This is a genomic window from Actinomadura syzygii (genome assembly GCF_008085905.1).
Lineage (GTDB): Bacteria > Actinomycetota > Actinomycetes > Streptosporangiales > Streptosporangiaceae > Spirillospora > Spirillospora syzygii.
In genome coordinates this window covers 136,714-153,139 of record NZ_VSFF01000018.1, presented here as the reverse complement: position 1 = coordinate 153,139, position 16,426 = coordinate 136,714, and the positions used below count along the sequence as shown (strand labels likewise).

20 protein-coding genes are annotated in these 16,426 nt (G+C 70.1%); 4 read left to right on the top strand and 16 right to left on the bottom strand.

Annotated features, from left to right (window positions below):
* Positions 1-5: 5 nt before the first annotated feature.
* The 5 genes from FXF65_RS40205 to FXF65_RS40185 form a co-directional block, all read right to left on the bottom strand.
* Entirely contained in the window at positions 6-770 is a 765-nt protein-coding gene (locus FXF65_RS40205; protein ID WP_148355774.1) for an SDR family NAD(P)-dependent oxidoreductase, read from the bottom strand.
* 73 nt (positions 771-843) lie between these two features.
* Positions 844-1,320, bottom strand: a complete 477-nt coding sequence (locus FXF65_RS40200) for a MaoC family dehydratase (protein ID WP_148355724.1) — start codon at positions 1,318-1,320, stop codon at positions 844-846.
* A gap of 62 nt (positions 1,321-1,382) precedes the next feature.
* Entirely contained in the window at positions 1,383-2,531 is a 1,149-nt protein-coding gene (locus tag FXF65_RS40195) for an acyl-CoA dehydrogenase family protein (protein WP_246199422.1), read from the bottom strand.
* Positions 2,528-3,727: an acetyl-CoA C-acyltransferase gene (locus FXF65_RS40190; RefSeq protein WP_148355723.1), complete on the bottom strand. Its 1,200-nt coding sequence runs from the start codon at positions 3,725-3,727 to the stop codon at positions 2,528-2,530. Before FXF65_RS40190 ends, FXF65_RS40195 begins: the two co-directional genes overlap by 4 nt.
* A 123-nt stretch (positions 3,728-3,850) precedes the next feature.
* Positions 3,851-4,108, bottom strand: coding sequence for a hypothetical protein (locus FXF65_RS40185; RefSeq protein ID WP_148355722.1), 258 nt, complete (start codon positions 4,106-4,108; stop codon positions 3,851-3,853).
* A gap of 213 nt (positions 4,109-4,321) precedes the next feature.
* Here FXF65_RS40185 and FXF65_RS40180 point away from each other — a divergent pair, with 213 nt between their 5' ends.
* Both FXF65_RS40180 and FXF65_RS40175 read left to right on the top strand, forming a co-directional pair.
* Entirely contained in the window at positions 4,322-4,669 is a 348-nt protein-coding gene (locus FXF65_RS40180) for a GntR family transcriptional regulator (RefSeq protein WP_148355721.1), read from the top strand.
* 76 nt (positions 4,670-4,745) lie between these two features.
* Positions 4,746-5,198 (top strand): hypothetical protein, encoded by a 453-nt coding sequence (locus FXF65_RS40175; RefSeq protein ID WP_222869000.1) that lies wholly within the window; start codon positions 4,746-4,748, stop codon positions 5,196-5,198.
* 160 nt (positions 5,199-5,358) lie between these two features.
* Here FXF65_RS40175 and FXF65_RS40170 read toward each other — a convergent pair whose 3' ends face one another.
* The 5 genes from FXF65_RS40170 to FXF65_RS40150 form a co-directional block, all read right to left on the bottom strand.
* A complete protein-coding gene (locus FXF65_RS40170; RefSeq protein WP_148355719.1) occupies positions 5,359-6,252 on the bottom strand; it encodes an alpha/beta hydrolase in 894 nt (297 codons plus the stop codon).
* 166 nt (positions 6,253-6,418) lie between these two features.
* Positions 6,419-7,450 carry an MBL fold metallo-hydrolase gene (locus FXF65_RS40165; protein WP_148355718.1) on the bottom strand — a complete coding sequence of 344 codons (1,032 nt, stop codon included), beginning with the start codon at positions 7,448-7,450 and terminating at the stop codon, positions 6,419-6,421.
* Between the two features lie 34 nt (positions 7,451-7,484).
* Positions 7,485-8,315 carry an NAD(P)H-binding protein gene (locus FXF65_RS40160; RefSeq protein ID WP_148355717.1) on the bottom strand — a complete coding sequence of 277 codons (831 nt, stop codon included), beginning with the start codon at positions 8,313-8,315 and terminating at the stop codon, positions 7,485-7,487.
* A gap of 22 nt (positions 8,316-8,337) precedes the next feature.
* Positions 8,338-9,018: an SDR family oxidoreductase gene (locus FXF65_RS40155; RefSeq protein WP_148355716.1), complete on the bottom strand. Its 681-nt coding sequence runs from the start codon at positions 9,016-9,018 to the stop codon at positions 8,338-8,340.
* A complete protein-coding gene (locus tag FXF65_RS40150) occupies positions 9,015-9,470 on the bottom strand; it encodes a nuclear transport factor 2 family protein (protein WP_222868998.1) in 456 nt (151 codons plus the stop codon). Before FXF65_RS40150 ends, FXF65_RS40155 begins: the two co-directional genes overlap by 4 nt.
* A 61-nt stretch (positions 9,471-9,531) precedes the next feature.
* On the opposite strand from FXF65_RS40150, the gene FXF65_RS40145 reads away from it, so the two are divergent.
* The gene (locus FXF65_RS40145; RefSeq protein WP_148355715.1) at positions 9,532-10,422 is read left to right on the top strand and encodes a LysR family transcriptional regulator; all 891 of its coding nucleotides are present in this window, start codon (positions 9,532-9,534) and stop codon (positions 10,420-10,422) included.
* A gap of 530 nt (positions 10,423-10,952) precedes the next feature.
* Here FXF65_RS40145 and FXF65_RS40140 read toward each other — a convergent pair.
* The 3 genes from FXF65_RS40140 to FXF65_RS40130 all read right to left on the bottom strand — a co-directional run bounded on the left by FXF65_RS40140 (position 10,953) and on the right by FXF65_RS40130 (position 11,963).
* On the bottom strand, positions 10,953-11,147 hold the full coding sequence (locus FXF65_RS40140; protein ID WP_148349686.1) for a CsbD family protein: 195 nt from the start codon (positions 11,145-11,147) through the stop codon (positions 10,953-10,955).
* Positions 11,148-11,236: 89 nt separating this feature from the next.
* Entirely contained in the window at positions 11,237-11,443 is a 207-nt protein-coding gene (locus FXF65_RS40135; protein WP_148355714.1) for a hypothetical protein, read from the bottom strand.
* A gap of 217 nt (positions 11,444-11,660) precedes the next feature.
* Entirely contained in the window at positions 11,661-11,963 is a 303-nt protein-coding gene (locus FXF65_RS40130; RefSeq protein ID WP_148355713.1) for a hypothetical protein, read from the bottom strand.
* A gap of 97 nt (positions 11,964-12,060) precedes the next feature.
* On the opposite strand from FXF65_RS40130, the gene FXF65_RS40125 reads away from it, so the two are divergent.
* Entirely contained in the window at positions 12,061-12,315 is a 255-nt protein-coding gene (locus tag FXF65_RS40125; RefSeq protein WP_148355712.1) for a hypothetical protein, read from the top strand.
* A 137-nt stretch (positions 12,316-12,452) separates the two neighbouring features.
* Here the strand turns inward: FXF65_RS40125 and FXF65_RS40120 are convergent, their stop codons facing one another.
* The 3 genes from FXF65_RS40120 to FXF65_RS40110 form a co-directional block, all read right to left on the bottom strand.
* Positions 12,453-13,682, bottom strand: a complete 1,230-nt coding sequence (locus FXF65_RS40120) for an acyl-CoA dehydrogenase family protein (RefSeq protein WP_148355711.1) — start codon at positions 13,680-13,682, stop codon at positions 12,453-12,455.
* An 89-nt stretch (positions 13,683-13,771) separates the two neighbouring features.
* Positions 13,772-14,755, bottom strand: a complete 984-nt coding sequence (locus FXF65_RS40115) for a glucosyl-3-phosphoglycerate synthase (RefSeq protein ID WP_222868996.1) — start codon at positions 14,753-14,755, stop codon at positions 13,772-13,774.
* Positions 14,756-14,904: 149 nt separating this feature from the next.
* A complete protein-coding gene (locus tag FXF65_RS40110; protein ID WP_148355709.1) occupies positions 14,905-16,341 on the bottom strand; it encodes an XRE family transcriptional regulator in 1,437 nt (478 codons plus the stop codon).
* Positions 16,342-16,426: the final 85 nt, after the last annotated feature.

Genomic DNA, 16,426 nt, shown 5'->3' with positions numbered 1-16,426 from the left:
GCCGCTCACAGCCTCGCCCCGCCGTCGACGTACAGCGTCTGCCCGGTGATGTACGACGCCTCGTCGCTGCACAGAAACGCCGCCGCCGCCGCGACGTCCGCCGGGGACCCGACCCGCCTGACCGGTGTCACCTCGGCCCTGGCCCGGCGGAACTCCTCGACGTCCCGGCCGAGACGGCGCGCGGCGCCGTCGGTCATCTCGGTGGTGATGAAGCCGGGCGCGATCGCGTTGACGTTCACGCCGAACGGTCCGAGCTCGACGCCGAGCGTGCGGGTGAAGCCCTGCACGCCCATCTTCGCGGTCGAGTAGTTGACCTGGCCGCGACTGCTGAGCGCGGCGGTGCTCGACAGTGTCAGGATCTTCCCGTACCGCTGCTTAACGAAATGCCGCTGCGCCTCCCTGGCCATCAGGAACGCCCCTTTCAGATGGACGCCCATCACCAGATCCCAGTCGTCCTCGGACATCTTGTGCAGCAGGTTGTCGCGGGTGATCCCGGCGTTGTTCACCAGCACGTGGACGCCGCCGAGTTCCTCGACGACCCGGCCGACCGCCCGCTCGACCGCCTCGGCCGCGCTGATGTCGGCGGCGATCCCGACGGCCTTCGCACCGTCCCGCACCGGCACCCTCCCGGCCGCCTCGGTGACCGCGGCCTCGTCGAGGTCGACCAGGGCGACCGACGCGCCCTCCTCTGCGAGGCGGGCTGCGATCCCGAACCCGATGCCGCGTCCGCCTCCGGTGATGACGGCGACCCGCCCGTCGTAGCGACCCAACTGGACCTCCTGGTCGTTGTCTGCGTTGTTCACGTCCGCGCTGTTCACGTCTGCGCTGTTCACGGCATGTCCTTCACGGCACCAAGAGCCGGACGGTCTCGGCGACGCAGGCGGGCCTGTCCTGCCCCTCGATCTCGATCGTGTGGCGGACGACGGCCCGGACGCCCGAGTCGGCGTCGTCGGCGCTGACGAGGGTCGCGCGGGACCGGATCCGAGAGCCGACCGGCACCGCCCGCGGAAAGCGCACCCTGTCGAGCCCGTAGTTGATCGTCATCCGGACGCCGTCGACGGTGTAGATCCCGCGGCCCAGCACGGGAATCAGCGACAGCGTCAGGTAGCCGTGCGCGATCGTCGCGCCGTAGGGGCCCGACGCCGCTCGCACGGGATCGACGTGGATCCACTGCCGATCCCCCGTGATCTCCGCGAACGCGTCGATGCGCTCCTGGTCGATCTCGAACCATTCGCCGACGCCGATCTCCTCGCCGACGCAGGCGCGGAATGCGTCGATACCGCTGAAACGGCGGGGGACGCCTTTCGCGGACGCGGTCATGCCAAAGCCCTTCCGATCGAAGCCGGTGTCGTCGTCCTGTACCCGGGGCCCCTCCCGCCGGGTCAGAGGGAACGGGCGATCAGTTCTTTCTGGATCTCGTCGGCGCCGCCGTAGATGCGCTGAGCGCGGGCGTCGGCGTAGAGCCGGGCGATCGTGTACTCGGTCATGTAGCCGTACCCGCCGTGCAGTTGCAGGCATTTGTCGATCACCTGGCACTGGACGTTGGTGAGCCACCATTTGCACATGGCCGACGTGGGCAGGTCCAGTCCGGTCGCAAGATGGGTGGCCATGCACTCGTTGAGGAAAGTGCGGGCGACTTTGGCGAGGGTGGCGCATTCGGCCAGCTCGAAACGGACGTGCTGCTTCTCCATCAGCGGGCCGCCGAAGGCTTCGCGCTGCTTCACGTGGTCGGTGGTGACCGAGAGCGCCAGTTCGGTCGCGGTGACCGCCGTGATGCCGATTATCAGACGCTCCTGCGGCAGGTTGCGCATCATCATCGCGAAGCCGTCGCCCTCCTCGCCGAGGAGGTTCTCCACCGGGACGAGGACGTCGTCGAAGAAGAGCTCGTTCGTGTCCGCGCCGTGCTGGCCGAGCTTGTCGAGGGGCCGTCCGCGGCTGAACCCTTCGGCGTCCGCGGTCTCGACGGCGATCAGCGAGATGCCCTTCGCGCCCTTCGCCGGGTCGGTGGAGCACGCGACGACGACGAGGTCGGCGCTGCCGCCGTTGGTAATGAAGATCTTGGACCCGTTGATGAGCCACCCGCGGTCTGTGCGCACTGCCCTGGTGCGGATCGCCTTGAGGTCCGAACCGGCGGACGGCTCGGTCATGGCGAGCGCCCCGATGAGCTCGCCGGTGGCCATCCTCGGAAGCCAGCGCCGCCGCCGCTCCTCCGTCGCGTACCGATGGACGTAGTCGGCGACGACTCCGCTGTGCATCGAGTTGCCCCAGGACCGGTCGCCGTGCCGCGCGTACGCCTCCTGGATCGTTGCCTGGTGCAGGAAGGTGCCGCCGCCCCCGCCGTACTCGGCGGGGATGCTCGCGCAGAGCAGCCCGAGTTCGCCGCACTTGAGCCAGAAGTCGCGGTCGACCTGGCGTTGCGCCTCCCACCGCTCCCTGTTCGCCGGGATCTCGCGGTCGAAGAAGTCGGCGGCCATCGCGAAGAGGTCGGCGGCGTCGCCGGTCATCCAGGGCCGGGACGTGGTGCCGCTCACGGGCGCTCCTCGGGAAGCCGTTCGAGGATCGTCCCCGTGCCGAGCCCGCCGCCGCAGCACATCGTGACCAGCGCGTACCGGCCGCCGGAGCGTTCCAGTTCATAGAGCGCCTTGGCGATCAGGACGGCCCCGGTCGCGCCGAGCGGATGGCCGAGGGCGATCGCGCCGCCGTTGACGTTCACCCGGTCCGGGTCCGCGTCGTACTCCTTCGCCCACGCGCAGGCGACCGACGCGAACGCCTCGTTGATCTCGACGACGTCGATGTCGGAGAGCGCCAGGCCGGTCCGGGCCAGGATCTTCGCGGTCGCCGGGATCGGTCCGGTGAGCATGAGGACGGGGTCGGACCCGACCAGCACCGAGTCGACGACGCGGGCCCGCGACCTCAGCCCGAGCCGGTCGGCCCGCTCCCGGCTCATCAGGAGCACCGCGCCGGCCCCGTCGGAGATCTGGGACGAGTTCCCGGCGGTGTGGAAGCTCGGCGGCACCCGGTCCGGCTGGTTGGGCCGCAGCCCGGCGAGGCCGTCGAGCGTCGTCGGCCGGACGCCCTCGTCGCGCGTGATCGTCTTCGTCCCGACGATCTCACCGTTCCCGTCCGCGACCGGCGCCTCGATCGGGACGATCTGGCCGCCGAACCGATCGAGCTCCCAGGCGCGCGCGGCCCGGTCCTGCGAGGTCTTCGCGAACGCGTCGAGCTCCTCGCGGCTCAGCGCCCAGCGCTCGGCGATCCGGTCGGCCGCCTCGAACTGGACCGTGGGCTCGTGGACGTCGGCGTACCTGCCGCCGCGCGGGTCGCCGTACGGCCCGCCCGGCGGCATGTTGCTTCCGAGCGGGATCCGGCTCATGGCCTCGACCCCGCAGGCGATCGCGACGTCGGCGAGACCGCCCGCGATCATCGCCTGCGCCACCAGGTGGGCCTCCTGCGAGGAGCCGCACTGCGCGTTCACCGTCACCGCGGGCACCTCCGGCGGGAGGCCGGCGGCGAGCCACGCGTTGCGCGTGACGTTCGCCGCCTGCATGCCGAGTTGCAGGACGCATCCCCCGACGACGTGGTCTACCTCGGCCCCGGTGAGGCCGCATCGTCCGAGGAGCCCGGTGAGGACGTCGCCGAGCAGTTCGTTCGAGTGCTTCCGGGCCAGCCCGCCGTTGCGCTTGCCGACCGGGGACCGGACCGCATCGACGATGACGACTTCGCGCATGTGAACTCATTTCTGCATGGTGGCAACATACTACCACGTAGGTTTATTTTTCCGCAGTCCAGCACGAGGACTCCCCCGCCGTCCAGGGCGTTCACGGGCCTTCCGCAGCCCCGTCCGGATGGTTCAGCGGCGGTATCGGCGCCAGGCCTTCTCGATGCTGGAGGACAGGAACAGCGGGAGCAGCGTCCAGTGGTTCAGGCTGGGGATGGTCAGCGCGAGGATCAGCGCGACGGCGAGCAGCCCGGCGACGGTGACCGAAACGAGGAGGTAGTCCGCCGGCGGCGGAGCCGTCTTCGACGCCAACTCCGGATTCGCCCGGACGATGAGTTCCAGCCCGGCCTTGGAACACGACGGCGAGCAGGACCATGGCGAGACCAGCACGTCCGGGGCTTCTCTGCACTCAGCAAGCCGACCTGCCACCATCAGAGGCCGACACTCGGCACCCGGGCTACCGGGTCCGCTGATGAACGTCCGCTCATGCCGGAGAAGAGCGCGCGTACCGGCTCCCCGGAATGATGAGCACGCCTCCGAGGCCCGGCCGCAACCTAGCGCGGTTGACCACCACAGCGAGATGGTGCTAATAATGCTAGTACTATGAGATGGGCGATTGATCATTCATCGCGGGAGGCGCTGCCACTCCAGATCGTGGCGTGTGTACGCCGAGGCGTGGCTTCGGGCGAGCTTGCCGTCGGCGAGCAGCTGCCGCCGGCCGCCCAGCTGGCGGAGGCGTTGTCAGTCGACCGCAACACGGTGTTGGCCGCCTATCGGCGGCTGCGCGACGAGGGCGTGCTGGAGTTCCGTCGGGGCCGTGGGGCACGGGTCGCGTCAGCCGTCACGGAGCCGGCTCCGGTCGTTGAGGCGGCCCAGGCGCTCGTAGCCGTTGCCCGTCGGCACGGCGTGGGGAGCCATGACCTGCTTCGCCTCATCGAGAGGTTGACATGACACATCGAGAGGATGATGCCCGGTGACGGCATCCGCACTACCCGATCCAGGCCGGTACTCGATCTATACCGGCCGAGTGACGAACTGGCCGCTGGCGGTGGCTGTTCACGCCGCTCTGCTGGCGCCGCTGCTGCTCCTGGGAAGCCTGTCGCACGGCAGTTGGCTCGACCCGGCCGGGCCGGCCATCCCACTGCTGGTAGGCGCCATGGTCGCGCTCATCACCATGCTGACCGGGCTGAGCGTCAAGACGGCGGCGGGACCCAACGGGGTCTCGGTCCAATGCGGGGCGGTCGGATGGCCCCGCCGCACCTACCGCCTGGAGGAGATCGAGCGCGCCGAGGTGATCGACCTGGCGCCGTCGCCGTGGCGAATGTCCCTCGGCTTCTGGTGGACCCCTCGCCACACCTACTTCACGGTCCGAACCGGACCCGCCCTGCGGTTGACCATGCGTACCGGCCGAAGCGTGACGATCACCGTGCCGGACCCCCATGCCGCGATCACGATCCTCCGCGAGGCGAATTCCGCCTGACAACGCGACTCGACGTCGAGCACGCCTTGCCCCACTTGGCCTCCGAAAGCTCACTTCTGATCTGATGGTCGCGGGTTCGCACCCTGCCAGCGACGATGTCTGCGGGCCGAGACAAGGCAGCCTTCGACCGCTTCGTGAGGAAGCGAATCGCCATGTGCGGTTACTCGGGGGGCAGTGTGCGGGTGAAGTGAGCTGCGGCGGCGTTCACCGCTGTCGTGACCTGGGGGTCCTGGTCGTAGAAGGCGAACTGGTCGCCTTCGATCCAGAGGAACTCTTTGGGGCCGGGCAGTGCGGCGTAAAAGCGGCGGGCGCCGTCCGGAATGGCGGCGTCTTCGCTGTGGACGAGCAGGACCGGCTGGGTGAGGCGGGGAGCCAGGGAGATCGAGTCATATTCGAGCCACTCCCGCCATTCCATCACCGCGAAGCGGTTGGGCCATTGGGCCAGGCCGCCGCGTCCAGGGTTGAGGTAGAAGTCGATGTCGAACGGCATGGCGGCGCGAAGGTGGGAACCGCTGACGACCGGCACGTACTCGACCACACCGGTCGCCTCGTACTCCGTGCGCGCTCGTGCGGCTTCGGCGAGCTTGCCCGCGACGCCTTCTTCGCCGCCGTACACCTCCCGGCAGATCTCGGGGTCGTGCAGCCAGGGCGCGACGAGCGCCAGCGACCGCACGCGCGGATCGTCGACGGCGTTCCCGCTCATGTACATCGCGGCCGCGCAGACGCCGAGGGCGCCGAGGCGGGTGGCGTCCACCGCCGAGTGTCCGGCGAGGAAGGTCACCGCGTGGTGGATGTCGCGGACTTTCAGTTCCGGCGCCTCGTAGTCGCGAGGCTCGCCCTCGGATTCGCCGTAGCCGGTGAAGTCGAACGACAGGGCGGCGAAACCTCGATCGGCGAGCCGCTCGGCGTACCGGTCGGCCATCTGCTCCTTGACGCTCGTCCAGGTGCCCGCCACCACGATGCCCGGCGCCGGGCCGGTGCCGCCGGGCAGGAACAGGTTCCCCGTCAGCGCCGAATCGCCGCCGGAGAACTCCACCTTCTCTTGAGAGGCCATGATGTTGGCTCCTTCAATCAGTTCGCGTAGGTCAGTACGGCTCTGGTGATGGACGGCCCGTCCACGGTGAAGGCGTAGTAGGCATCGAAGCCTCCCTGGCCGCCGGCGGCGAAGCGCACCAGGAGGCGCTGGTGGCCGGGCCGGTTCTCGGCGACCCTGATGACGGTCAGGCGGCCGCCGATGACCTCGGCCTGGGCCCAGTCGCGGATCGCGGGGCGGCGCAGGCGGCGGGCGTCTTGGCGGGATCCTCGGCGGACAGTTCCCGCGCGACGGCCTTGATGTTCTCCTGCACGATGGTCGGCAGGTCCGCGACCGGGGGCCGGCCGGGGTAGGCGCGGTCCAGCTCCGCGGTGATCGATTTCTGCTCGCCGGGGGCGACCGTCCTGCCGCCAGGCGAGTCCGGGGCGACGGCCGGGCGGACCAGGCCGCGGAACGTCCGCAGATAGCGTCGCTGCTCGTCGATCAGTGCGCGCGCCGGGCCCGCGGCGCCGTGTCCCGGGTACATCGTCCTGGCGTTCGGGAAGCGCTCGCCGAGCCGGTCGAGGTCCTGGAGCCAGCCGCAGCTGGTCCCCTCGATCAGCGCGGGCGTGACCTTCCCGGTCGCCAGGTCGCCGGAGAAGAGGTCGCCGGTGTCGGAACGGCGATAGACGGTCGCGGTGTCGGACTCGCCGTGGGCGAATCCGGCGGTCTCCAAACGGAGACCGGCGACCCGCAACGGCACGCCGTCCTCGAAAGCACGGTCGGCGTAGGTGAGTTCGGCGGGGAAGTTCGGGTTCGCTGAGCGGGCGAGCCGATAGAGGCCCAGTTTGTCCTCCCGCATTGTGGTGTCGGTCGCCTTGGACGCGTAGACCGGGGCCTTGGGAAAAGCTTGGTGTAAGGCGCCCGCACCGCCGACATGGTCTGGATGGGAATGGGTGAGCAGGATTGCGGCGACCGGCTCGCCGGTCTTCTTGATCTGCGCTAACGCTGTGCGGGCGTCGGCCGGCGTGCGCAGGGTATCGACGAGGATCAGACCCTCCGGCGCCCGAATCCAGTAGGTGTTGACCGACCCTGGGTTGGACGATGCGAAGCGTCCCGGCTCTGCCTTCTTAGCAGGCGGCGCCGTGCGTTCACCGTCGCTGGAACAGCCCGCCACCGGCACGATCGCGCATGCGGCGGCGGAGCTCGCGGCGAGAAAGCGCCGCAGTCTCTGGTTCATCGGAAGCCTTTGTGGAATTAGGAGGCGAGGGGGTTCAGCGGAATTCGTCCGCGTGGACCCGTGCCCATTGCTCGAAGGTGCGGGGCTCGCGCCCGGTGACCTCGCGGACGGTCGGGCGGACGATCGACTCGTCGAGCGAGCCGTTCACGTAGAAGTCGAAGAACGCGTCCACGTACTTGGCGGGCATGTCGGCGAGCATTTCGGCACGGGCCTCTTCGTTGGTCAGGCCCACGAACTCCAGATCGCGGCCGAGGACCTCGGCGAGCACGGCGACCTGCTCGGCGGGCGGCATCGCGACCGGGCCGGTCGGCCAGAGGATCTCGCTGCGGTACTCGTCGGTCAGCAGCGCTCGGGCGGCGACGGCGCCGAGGTCGTACGGGTCGACGCTCGCCGTGCGAGCGTCCGGGAACGGGACCCGGACCTGGTCGCCGGCCCTGAGCTGCGGCAGCCAGCGCAGCGCGTTGGACATGAACGCGCTCGGCCGCAGGAACGTCCACGGCAGCCCGGACTCCCGCACGGCGGACTCGGACGCGGTCATGTAACGGGTCACCGCGTTGGTCATGTCGTTGTTCCCTGCCGAGCCGCCCGACAGCAGCACGACGTGTTCCACTCCCGCCCGTCGCGCCTCGGCGAGCAAACCCGGCATGTTCTCGTACCCGGGGATCAGGAACACCGCGCGGGCCCCGTCGAGCGCCCCGGTCATGCTCTCCGGCCGGTTGAGGTCGCCCGTCACGGGGTGGACGCCGTCCGGCAGCGGCGTCGCGTCCGGCTTCCGCACCAGCGCCCGGACGGGTTCACCGGCCGCGGCCAGGGCCCGGACCACTTCGGAGCCGACGTTGCCCGTCGCACCCGTCACTAAAATCATTTCATTGGTCCTTATGGGGAGGTCACCAGGGAAGCGGACGGCTGTCGCGGAAGAACCCGCCGGTCGGGCCGTCGTCGGGCAGCGTGGCCGCCCAGACGATGCCGGCCGCGCCTTCGGAGACGGGACGCCCGCCCGGGCCTCCCATGTCCGTCGCGACCCAGCCCGGGCAGATCGCGTTCACCAGGACGCCGTCGCCGCGGAGCTCGGCCGCCAGCATGCGGGTCAGGGCGTTGAGGGCCACTTTGGTGGTGTTGTACGCCGGGGTACCGCCGCCCATATTGGTCAGCGACGCCGCCTCGCTCGACACGTTCACGATCCGGGGATGCGCGCTCTCGCGCAGCAGCGGCAGCAGCGCCTGGACCAGCCGCCAGGGACCGTACAGGTTGGTCTCCGCGGCCTCGCGGACGACGTCCAGGTCGGCGGTCGCGGCGCGCTGCCAGGTGTCGTAGGCGATGGCGGCATTGTTGACCAGGACGTCCAGCCGTCCGTACCGCTCGGCGACGGCGGCGGCCGCGCCCGCGACGTCCTCCTCGGAGGTCACGTCGAGGCGGAGCGGGACGACGTCGCCGCCGATCTCCTTGGCCGCGCTCCCTGCCGCCTCCGGCGATCGGGCGGTGAGCAGGACGGTGTGGCCGAGCCCCGCCAGCGCGCGGCAGACCTCCCGGCCGATCCCCCGGTTGCCGCCGGTCACGAGCGCGATCATCGCTGTCCCGCCGCCAGGGACATCAGGTTCCTGTTGCCGTCGCCCCAGGTGGCGGTCATCACCACGGCGGCGATCTTCCATGCCCCGCCCGTCCGAACGAGTACGAAGCGGTAGTTGCCGCCGAGCGTCCACAGCGACGAGCCGAACGGGTCGGTGAGGCGGTGCGTGGCCTGGAACGCGGCCGTGCAGACCGCGGTGTCCCCGTCGACGGTGACCAGGTGGTTCGTGATCAGGTGCTGCGTGGCGTCGAACGCGCCGAGCAGGCCCGACCACGCCTCGACGATCTGTTCCGGCGTCAGCACGGCCGGTTCGCCGCCGTTCAGGCTGGTGTAGTCCAGGGTCACCGAGTCTGCGAACACCTCGGCGAGACGGTCCCATTCGCGCTGGTCGGCGTGCCATGCCATGCGCGTGCAGGCCTCGATGATCGCGAGACGATCCTCCATGTCGGTCATGCCCCCATCGTGGCGGTGATCTTCCGGGGGCGTCCAATACCTGCTGTAATAGCCAACGGTTATGGACGCTCATCTACGTGACCTGAGATATTTCGTGGCCGTGGCGGAGGATCTCGGCTTCACCCGCGCGGCCGAACGCCTGTTCATCTCGCAGCCCGCGCTCAGCAAGCAGATACGCCAACTCGAAGAGCTGATGCGGGTGAGGCTGTTCGACCGCGACCGACGCGCGGTGCGCCTCACCGCGCCGGGCGAGGCTCTGCTGCCGGTCGCCCGCGAACTGCTCCAGCGGTGGGACGAGGCCCAACGCGCCGTCGCCGACGCGGCGGCCGCCGAGTCCTCACTGCTGACCGTGGGAATGTCGACCAGCGTCGGACGCGGCCTCCTCGGCACGCTGCGGGACCGGTTCGCCGAGCGCCGCCCGGGCTGCGACCTGCGGCTGCGCCAGGTCAACTGGACCGACCCCACGGCGGGCCTGGCCGACGGCGAGGTCGACGTGGCGTTCGTCTGGCTGCCGTTCCCCGGCCAGGACGACCTCAACGTCCGGGTCGTGGCACGGGAGCCCCGCTGGGTCGCGTTCCGGCACGACCACTGGCTGGCCGGACGCGACGAGGTCCGCTTCGCCGAACTCCTGGACGAGTCGTTCCTGGCGCTCCCCGAAAGCGCGGGCCCGCTCCGCGACCACTGGCTCGCGATCGACGAGCGCGGCGGCCGTCCGCCGGTGGTCTGCGCGACCGTGACCAATTCCGAAGAGACCTTCGCGGCGCTTGAGAGCGGCGACGCCATCGTCCTGCTCGCCGCCGGAAACGCCGAGATCTACCGCCGCCCGGGCATCATGACCATCCCGGTCACGGACCTCTCCCCGACCGAACTCGCCCTCGCCTGGCGCCCCGGCGACCATCGCGGCATCATCCGCGACATGATCGAGGCCCTGGCTCCGCAAGCGCGTAGCTGAAACGGTGAACGCACTGTCTTCTCCGTGGCGTCGGCGGTCAGGCCGTAGCGGTATTTCACGTCGATCCACGGCCTTGCGTACATGCAGCGGGACGGTTGGCGAACTGGCTGCGGCGCGCGGTCGTCCAGGTGTCGGCCCCCGACCGCCACGCCTGCGCCAGCGGGACCATGTGGTCGATGTCCAGGTCGGGCGCTTGCGTCCAGCGGCTCCGCTCGGGCGCAGCCTTGGTCTACATTCCGGCCATGTGGATCGTCGCGGCTCTGGTGATCGCCCTCTACCGGCTCGCCCAGGGCCATCTCGCTCGCCTGGGCGGTGCTCGTGTACGTCCTCGCCGTCGGCATGCTGGGCGGACTGCTCCAATAGCCGGGCAGGACGGCCGACCTCTCCCTTCGGCCGCCTACCCCAACTCCTGGCTGGTGAACTCCACGTGCTACCGATCGCGATCGGGCTGGTCGGCTTCCGACGCCGCGACATCGCTATCCCTTAGCGGGGGACGAGGGAATTCCCCCACCGACGCCCAATGACGAACGTTACCGCTCGCCGGTGCGCCGGATCTCTCGGGCCGTGTCCTTGGCCTTCTCGCCGACCTGCTTGACCCCGCCCGCGACACGATCCTTGCGGCCCTCGGCCTCCAAATACGGATCGCGTGACTCGCGGCCCGCCCTCTCCTTGGCGCGCCCCTTGGCACGTTGCGTACTGTTCTTCAGCTTCTTCAACAGACCCATGCGCTCTCCTCCTTCTGCCTGGCATCCGCGGCTTCGTAGCCGACAAGCCCGAAACGCTGGCCCGCTCTTGTTCGCCTTGGGCGCGTCCCTCATTGGATATGGCGACCGCCGCGTCGGTGCTGCTCCGCCTCATGATGGATCTTCGCCTCGGTCGCCATGAGCCTGGCTTCGGCGCGCTCGGTCCGCATCTTCGCCTGCATCTCACGGAAGGTCGGCACACGGCGCCGCGCTCGTACTGGCCGCGTCGCGGCCCGCTGTCCCGTTCGCCGTCGCCGGAAACGCTGCAGCAGCCCCATGTTCCGCTCCTTTTCCACTGCGCACGGGCGACCATGTGCCCCATTCGATGCGTTCCATGCGCACACGCCCGCTGACCTGGGGTTTTGCAAACAATGTCCAGACAAGGAGGAAAGGCACGAAAGGTCGTGCCGTCGAAGCCCGTCATCCGAGGCAGGCAGCCGATGATCTTGGAATCGGAGCAGCTCGGGCGACTCTGCCTGCATGGGCGATGCCTCTTCAATTCTGACCGCACATGTGCTTGTACCCGTCCATGGCTTCCTTCTCGTCCATTGCGGGGTACTGCTTGCCGTCGATGTCGATGGTGTCGCCGCTCTCGCTGACGGTGATCGTCTCGGTGCCGCCTCCGCCCGACCAGATGACCTGGTCGCCTGCGTCATCAAGCTCGCCGGTCCTCTTCGCCTTAGCGTTGATGACGACGGCGCTCTTCCCGGTGCTTTGGCACCGTGTCGATGCCAGAGCGGTCGCTGCGGCGGTGACAGGTTCGTGTTCCTCAACGAACGCGGCGCCTACCATCTGCATGCCACCTACGCCGAGGGACACCCCTGGCCGCAGGCCGTCACCGCGCTGGTCCCGGCTGGGCAACCGCGGCCGGGCCGCTCCAACGGCGCCCCCGACCGTGCGCGGCCAGTTGGCGTCGTGGCTGCTGATCCGAAACGGCCTCACCCCGCACGAGCTCCGCCACTCCGACCGGGTGTGGCTGGACGATCTCGGCACCCCAGCCGTGCTGACCCATGACCGGCTCGGCCACTCCATGCCCGGCATCGGCGGCACCTACGCCCACGGCTCCCCGCTGATGCGCCAGCGGCTCGCCCTCTCGCCGCGGTCTCCGGTGCGGATTCTGGGCGAGTTGCTCACCGCGCGAGCAGCCTGAGAACCGTCCATGATCGGCTCCCAATCGGCTCCCAATAGGCGAGGAATCGGCGCCCGGATGCCCGGGAGGGAGGCTCCTGCGCCCGTGACGCCGCCGGATGCTCGACCGACCGATCCGGTATTCGCCCTGGTCGCCTGCTATCGGACGGGGAGGCCGGTCAGGGTTCGGGCGATGACCAGGCGTTGGATTTCTGAGGTGCCCTCGAAGATGGTGAAGATCTTGGCGTCGCGGTGCATGCGTTCCACCGGGTAGTCGCGGGTGTAGCCGTTGCCGCCGAGGATCTGGATGGCCTCTTCGGTGACGTTGACGGCCATCTCGCTCGCCATGAGCTTGGCCATGGAGCCTTCGGCGTTGGCGAAGTCCTTGCCGGTGCGGGCCATCCAGGCGGCGCGCCAGACCATGAGGCGGGCGGCGTCCAGGCGGCACTTCATGTCCGCGAGCTTGAACGCGACGGCCTGGAAGTCGCCGATCTTGCGGCCGAACTGCTCGCGCTCGCGGGCGTACCGGAGGGCGTAGTCGTAGGCGGCGCGGCCGATGCCGAGGGCCATCGCGCCGACGGACGGGCGGGTCGCCTCGAACGTCTTCAGGGCGGCCTGGCCCTTGGAGCTCTTGCCCTCCCGGGCCCGCGCGATCCGCTCGTCGAACCTGTCCTTGCCGCCGATGATGTTGCCGCCGGGGACGCGCACGTCGTCCAGGACGACCTCGGCCGTGTGGGACGCGCGGATCCCGTGCTTCTTGAACTTCTGCCCCTGCCGCAGGCCCGGGGTGTTCGGCGGGACGATGAAGCTCCCCTGCCCGCGGCTCCCGAGGTCAGGGTGGACGGACGCTACGACGATGTGAACGGACGCGATCCCGCCGTTCGTCGCCCACGTCTTGGTGCCGTTCAGGACCCACTCGTCCTTGGCCTCGTCGTAGACGGCGCGGGTGCGGATCGCGCCGACGTCGCTGCCCGCGTCGGGTTCGGAGGCGCAGAACGCGCCGAGGCGGACGTCGTCGGGGGTGCCGAACATCTGCGGCACCCACTCGGCGATCTGCTCGTCGGTCCCGACGGCGGCGACGGACGCGGCGGCGAGACCGGTCCCGACGATGGACAGCCCGATCCCGGCGTCGCCCCAGAACAGCTCCTCGAACGCGACGGGGATGCCGAGCCCGGTCGGCTCCAGCCACTGGGTGGCGAAGAAGTCGAGGGAGTAGATGCCGACCTTGGACGCCTCCTGGATCAGCGGCCAGGGGGTCTCCTCGCGTTCGTCCCACTCCTGCGCGGCGGGGCGGATGACGTCCCTGGCGAACTCGTGGACCCAGTCCCTGACCTCGCGGACGTCCTCGCTCGGCTCAAGCGAGAACGGCGTCGGTTCGGCGCTCGTCATGGCTATTCGACCCTTCCTCCAATATCCGTGTTACCAACGGTAGCACCGATCGCGGTCACGAGTGGTGACACAGTGGGCGCACGGCGGCGTCAGCGGCGGCCGGGCGAGATCGAGCGCGCGGCGGCGTACTCCGGGACCTCGATCATCGGCGGGCGCTCCCCCACGGCGACGTCGGTCGTCGCGGCGTCATACCCGTCCGGGCCGCGGCGGAAGCGGGTGAGCGCCGTGGCGGGGGCTTCGAGCGGCATCATCCGGCCGTGCCGCTCCAGCCGCGACCAGGCGGTCAGCATGATCTGCCCGGACATCGCGCCGAGCGCCTCCGTCGACTGGTGCGCGTGGACGCGGCGGCCGAGGTCGACCTGCGCGATCGCGTCGAGGCCGGAGTCCTGGTAGACGTCCAGCAGCAGGCCGAGCTCGACGCCGTAGCCGGTGACGAACGGGAGCCGCTCCAGCAGGGCGCGGCGCCCGGCGTACTCGCCGCCGAGCGGCTGCATCACCCCGGCGAGCCGCGGCCAGTGCAGGTTGATCAGGGGGCGGGCGACGAGCTCGGTGACGCGCCCGCCGCCGCCCTCGACGCGCCGTTCGCCGTCCACCAGCGGACGGTCGTAGCAGCCCTTGACGTACCCGACGGACGGGTCGGTCAGCAGCGGCCCGAGCAGCCCCGTCACGTAGGACGAGCTGAACTCGCGCAGGTCGGCGTCGATGAAGACGATCAGGTCGCCGGACGTCGCGGCGAGCGACTTCCACAGCGCCTCGCCCTTGCCGGACATGCGGCCCCGGCCGGGCAGGACGGAGTCCTGCGCGACCACGTCGGCGCCCGCGGCGGCGGCCACGGCGGCGGTCCGGTCGGCGGAGCGGGAGTCGACCACGACGATCTCGTCGACCAGCGGGATCCGCTCGACCAGGTCGGTCCGGATCGCGGCGACGATCGCGCCGACCGTGGCCTCCTCGTCCCGCGCGGGCAGGACGACGCTGATCCGGGCGTCGCCCTTGGCGGCGAGCAGCGGCCGCGGCGGCCAGTCCTCCGCCGTGCTGGTGCGGCGGGCCGACCATGCGGCGACCTCAGGCAGCACGCGCTCTCCCTCCGTGCGAGCTTCCCTGCGAGCTTCCGGGCGGGCGTCCGGGCCGGATGTCCCGGCGGGCCCTTTGTACTGGAACGCCGGACACTCCCAGATCATTCACCCACGGCCGGGCGTCCCGCGCGGCGGCCCGGCGGGTCCGGTCACTCGGCGGCGTGCCGGTCGAGGAACTCGTAGACGTCCGACTCGTCCACGCCCGGGAACGCCCCCGGCGGCAGGACGGACAGCACGTGCGAGTGCGCGCGGGCGGACGGCCAGGCCATGCCCTCCCAGCGGTCCGACAGCTCCTTCGGCGGGCGCTGGCAGCAGTCGCCGTCCGGGCAGGACGACCGGCGCCGCCGGGTCGTCTCCCGGCCGCGGAACCAGCGCGAGTCCTCGAACCGGACGCCCAGCGTGATCGCAAAGTCGCGCTCGTGGCTGGGGTCGATGTGGGAGAGGCACCAGTACGTCCCCTTCGGGGTGTCGGTGTACTGGTAGTAGACGGAGAAGCGGTCGGCGGCGCCGAAGACGTGGCGCCCGGCCCACTCGCGGCACATCCGCTGGCCCTCGATCGCGCCGTCCTCGTCCTGCGGGAAGTTCAGGCCGTCGTTGGCGTACGCCTTGTAGATGGTGCCGTTCTCGTCGTTCTTGGTGAAGTGGAGCTGCAGGCCGAGGTGGTGCGTCGCCATGTTGGTGAAGCGGTGCCCGGCCATCTCGTAGGAGACGGAGAAGACGTCCGCGAGGTCCTCGACGGACAGCTCGCGCGCGGCCTTGGCCTCCTCCAGGTACGGGACGACGCTCCGCTCCGGCATCAGGATCGCGGCGCCGAAGTAGTTCGCCTCGACGCGCTGCCGCAGGAAGTCGGCGAAGTCGCGGGGCTGGTCGTGGTCGAGCGCGATGTGCCCGAGGGTCTGCAGCAGGATCGTCCGCGGGGTGTGCATGCCGAGCTGCTCGCGCTCCAGGTAGATCCGCCGGTTGCGCAGGTCCGTCACGGACCGGACGGAGCGCGGCAGGTCCTGCACGTACTGGAGGCTGAACCCGAAGTGCCCGACGAGCGTCATCAGCAGGCCCTGCGAGACGGCGCCGCGCCGGTACCCGACCGAGTCGAGGGTCTGGGACGCGATCCGCTCGATCTCCGGGAAGTGGTTGCCGCGCTCGTGCATCTGGCGGCGCAGCTCCGCGTTCGCCTTGCGGGCCTCCTCGGGGCTCGCGGTCGGCTTCGTGCGGCTGCGTTTCAGCTCGCCGTAGAGGGCGAGGATGTGCTCGATGACCTCGTTCGGCATCCGCTTGCCGACCTTGAGATGGGAGAGACCGAGCGTCCGGTAGAGCGGGTCGCGCTGCGCCTCCTCCAACTGGATCTCCAGCTGGGCGCGGCGGCTCGGCGGCTGCCGGCGCAGCAGCTCCTCGATCGGGCACTCCAGCGCGGTGGCGAGGGCCTGCAGCAGCGACAGCTTCGGCTCGCGGCGCCCGTTCTCCAGCAGGGAGAGCTGGGACGGCGCCCGCCCGACCCGCTCGCCGAGCTCCGACAGCGTCAGCCCGCGGCCGCGCCGGAGGTGGCGAAGCCGCTGCCCGAAGGTGACGAGATCTACGTCACTCGTCAAGTTGAGGGGTTCTTCTGTCCGCAAGGTCGTCACGGCTTCATAGTAGCGGAAATTTCGCAGTTCTTCTGTTACTCACTGGTTCATC

Excerpts from the sequence above, each read along its gene's own strand:
- FXF65_RS40200 (WP_148355724.1), bottom strand. The coding sequence starts at position 1,320 with ATGACCGCGTCCGCGAAAGGCGTCCCCCGCCGTTTCAGCGGTATCGAC.
- FXF65_RS40190 (WP_148355723.1), bottom strand. The coding sequence starts at position 3,727 with ATGCGCGAAGTCGTCATCGTCGATGCGGTCCGGTCCCCGGTCGGCAAG.
- FXF65_RS40180 (WP_148355721.1), top strand. The coding sequence starts at position 4,322 with ATGAGATGGGCGATTGATCATTCATCGCGGGAGGCGCTGCCACTCCAG.
- FXF65_RS40170 (WP_148355719.1), bottom strand. The coding sequence starts at position 6,252 with ATGGCCTCTCAAGAGAAGGTGGAGTTCTCCGGCGGCGATTCGGCGCTG.
- FXF65_RS40165 (WP_148355718.1), bottom strand. The coding sequence starts at position 7,450 with ATGAACCAGAGACTGCGGCGCTTTCTCGCCGCGAGCTCCGCCGCCGCA.
- FXF65_RS40160 (WP_148355717.1), bottom strand. The coding sequence starts at position 8,315 with ATGATTTTAGTGACGGGTGCGACGGGCAACGTCGGCTCCGAAGTGGTC.
- FXF65_RS40155 (WP_148355716.1), bottom strand. The coding sequence starts at position 9,018 with ATGATCGCGCTCGTGACCGGCGGCAACCGGGGGATCGGCCGGGAGGTC.
- FXF65_RS40150 (WP_222868998.1), bottom strand. The coding sequence starts at position 9,470 with ATGACCGACATGGAGGATCGTCTCGCGATCATCGAGGCCTGCACGCGC.
- FXF65_RS40145 (WP_148355715.1), top strand. The coding sequence starts at position 9,532 with ATGGACGCTCATCTACGTGACCTGAGATATTTCGTGGCCGTGGCGGAG.
- FXF65_RS40140 (WP_148349686.1), bottom strand. The coding sequence starts at position 11,147 with ATGGGTCTGTTGAAGAAGCTGAAGAACAGTACGCAACGTGCCAAGGGG.
- FXF65_RS40135 (WP_148355714.1), bottom strand. The coding sequence starts at position 11,443 with ATGGGGCTGCTGCAGCGTTTCCGGCGACGGCGAACGGGACAGCGGGCC.
- FXF65_RS40130 (WP_148355713.1), bottom strand. The coding sequence starts at position 11,963 with ATGCAGATGGTAGGCGCCGCGTTCGTTGAGGAACACGAACCTGTCACC.
- FXF65_RS40120 (WP_148355711.1), bottom strand. The coding sequence starts at position 13,682 with ATGACGAGCGCCGAACCGACGCCGTTCTCGCTTGAGCCGAGCGAGGAC.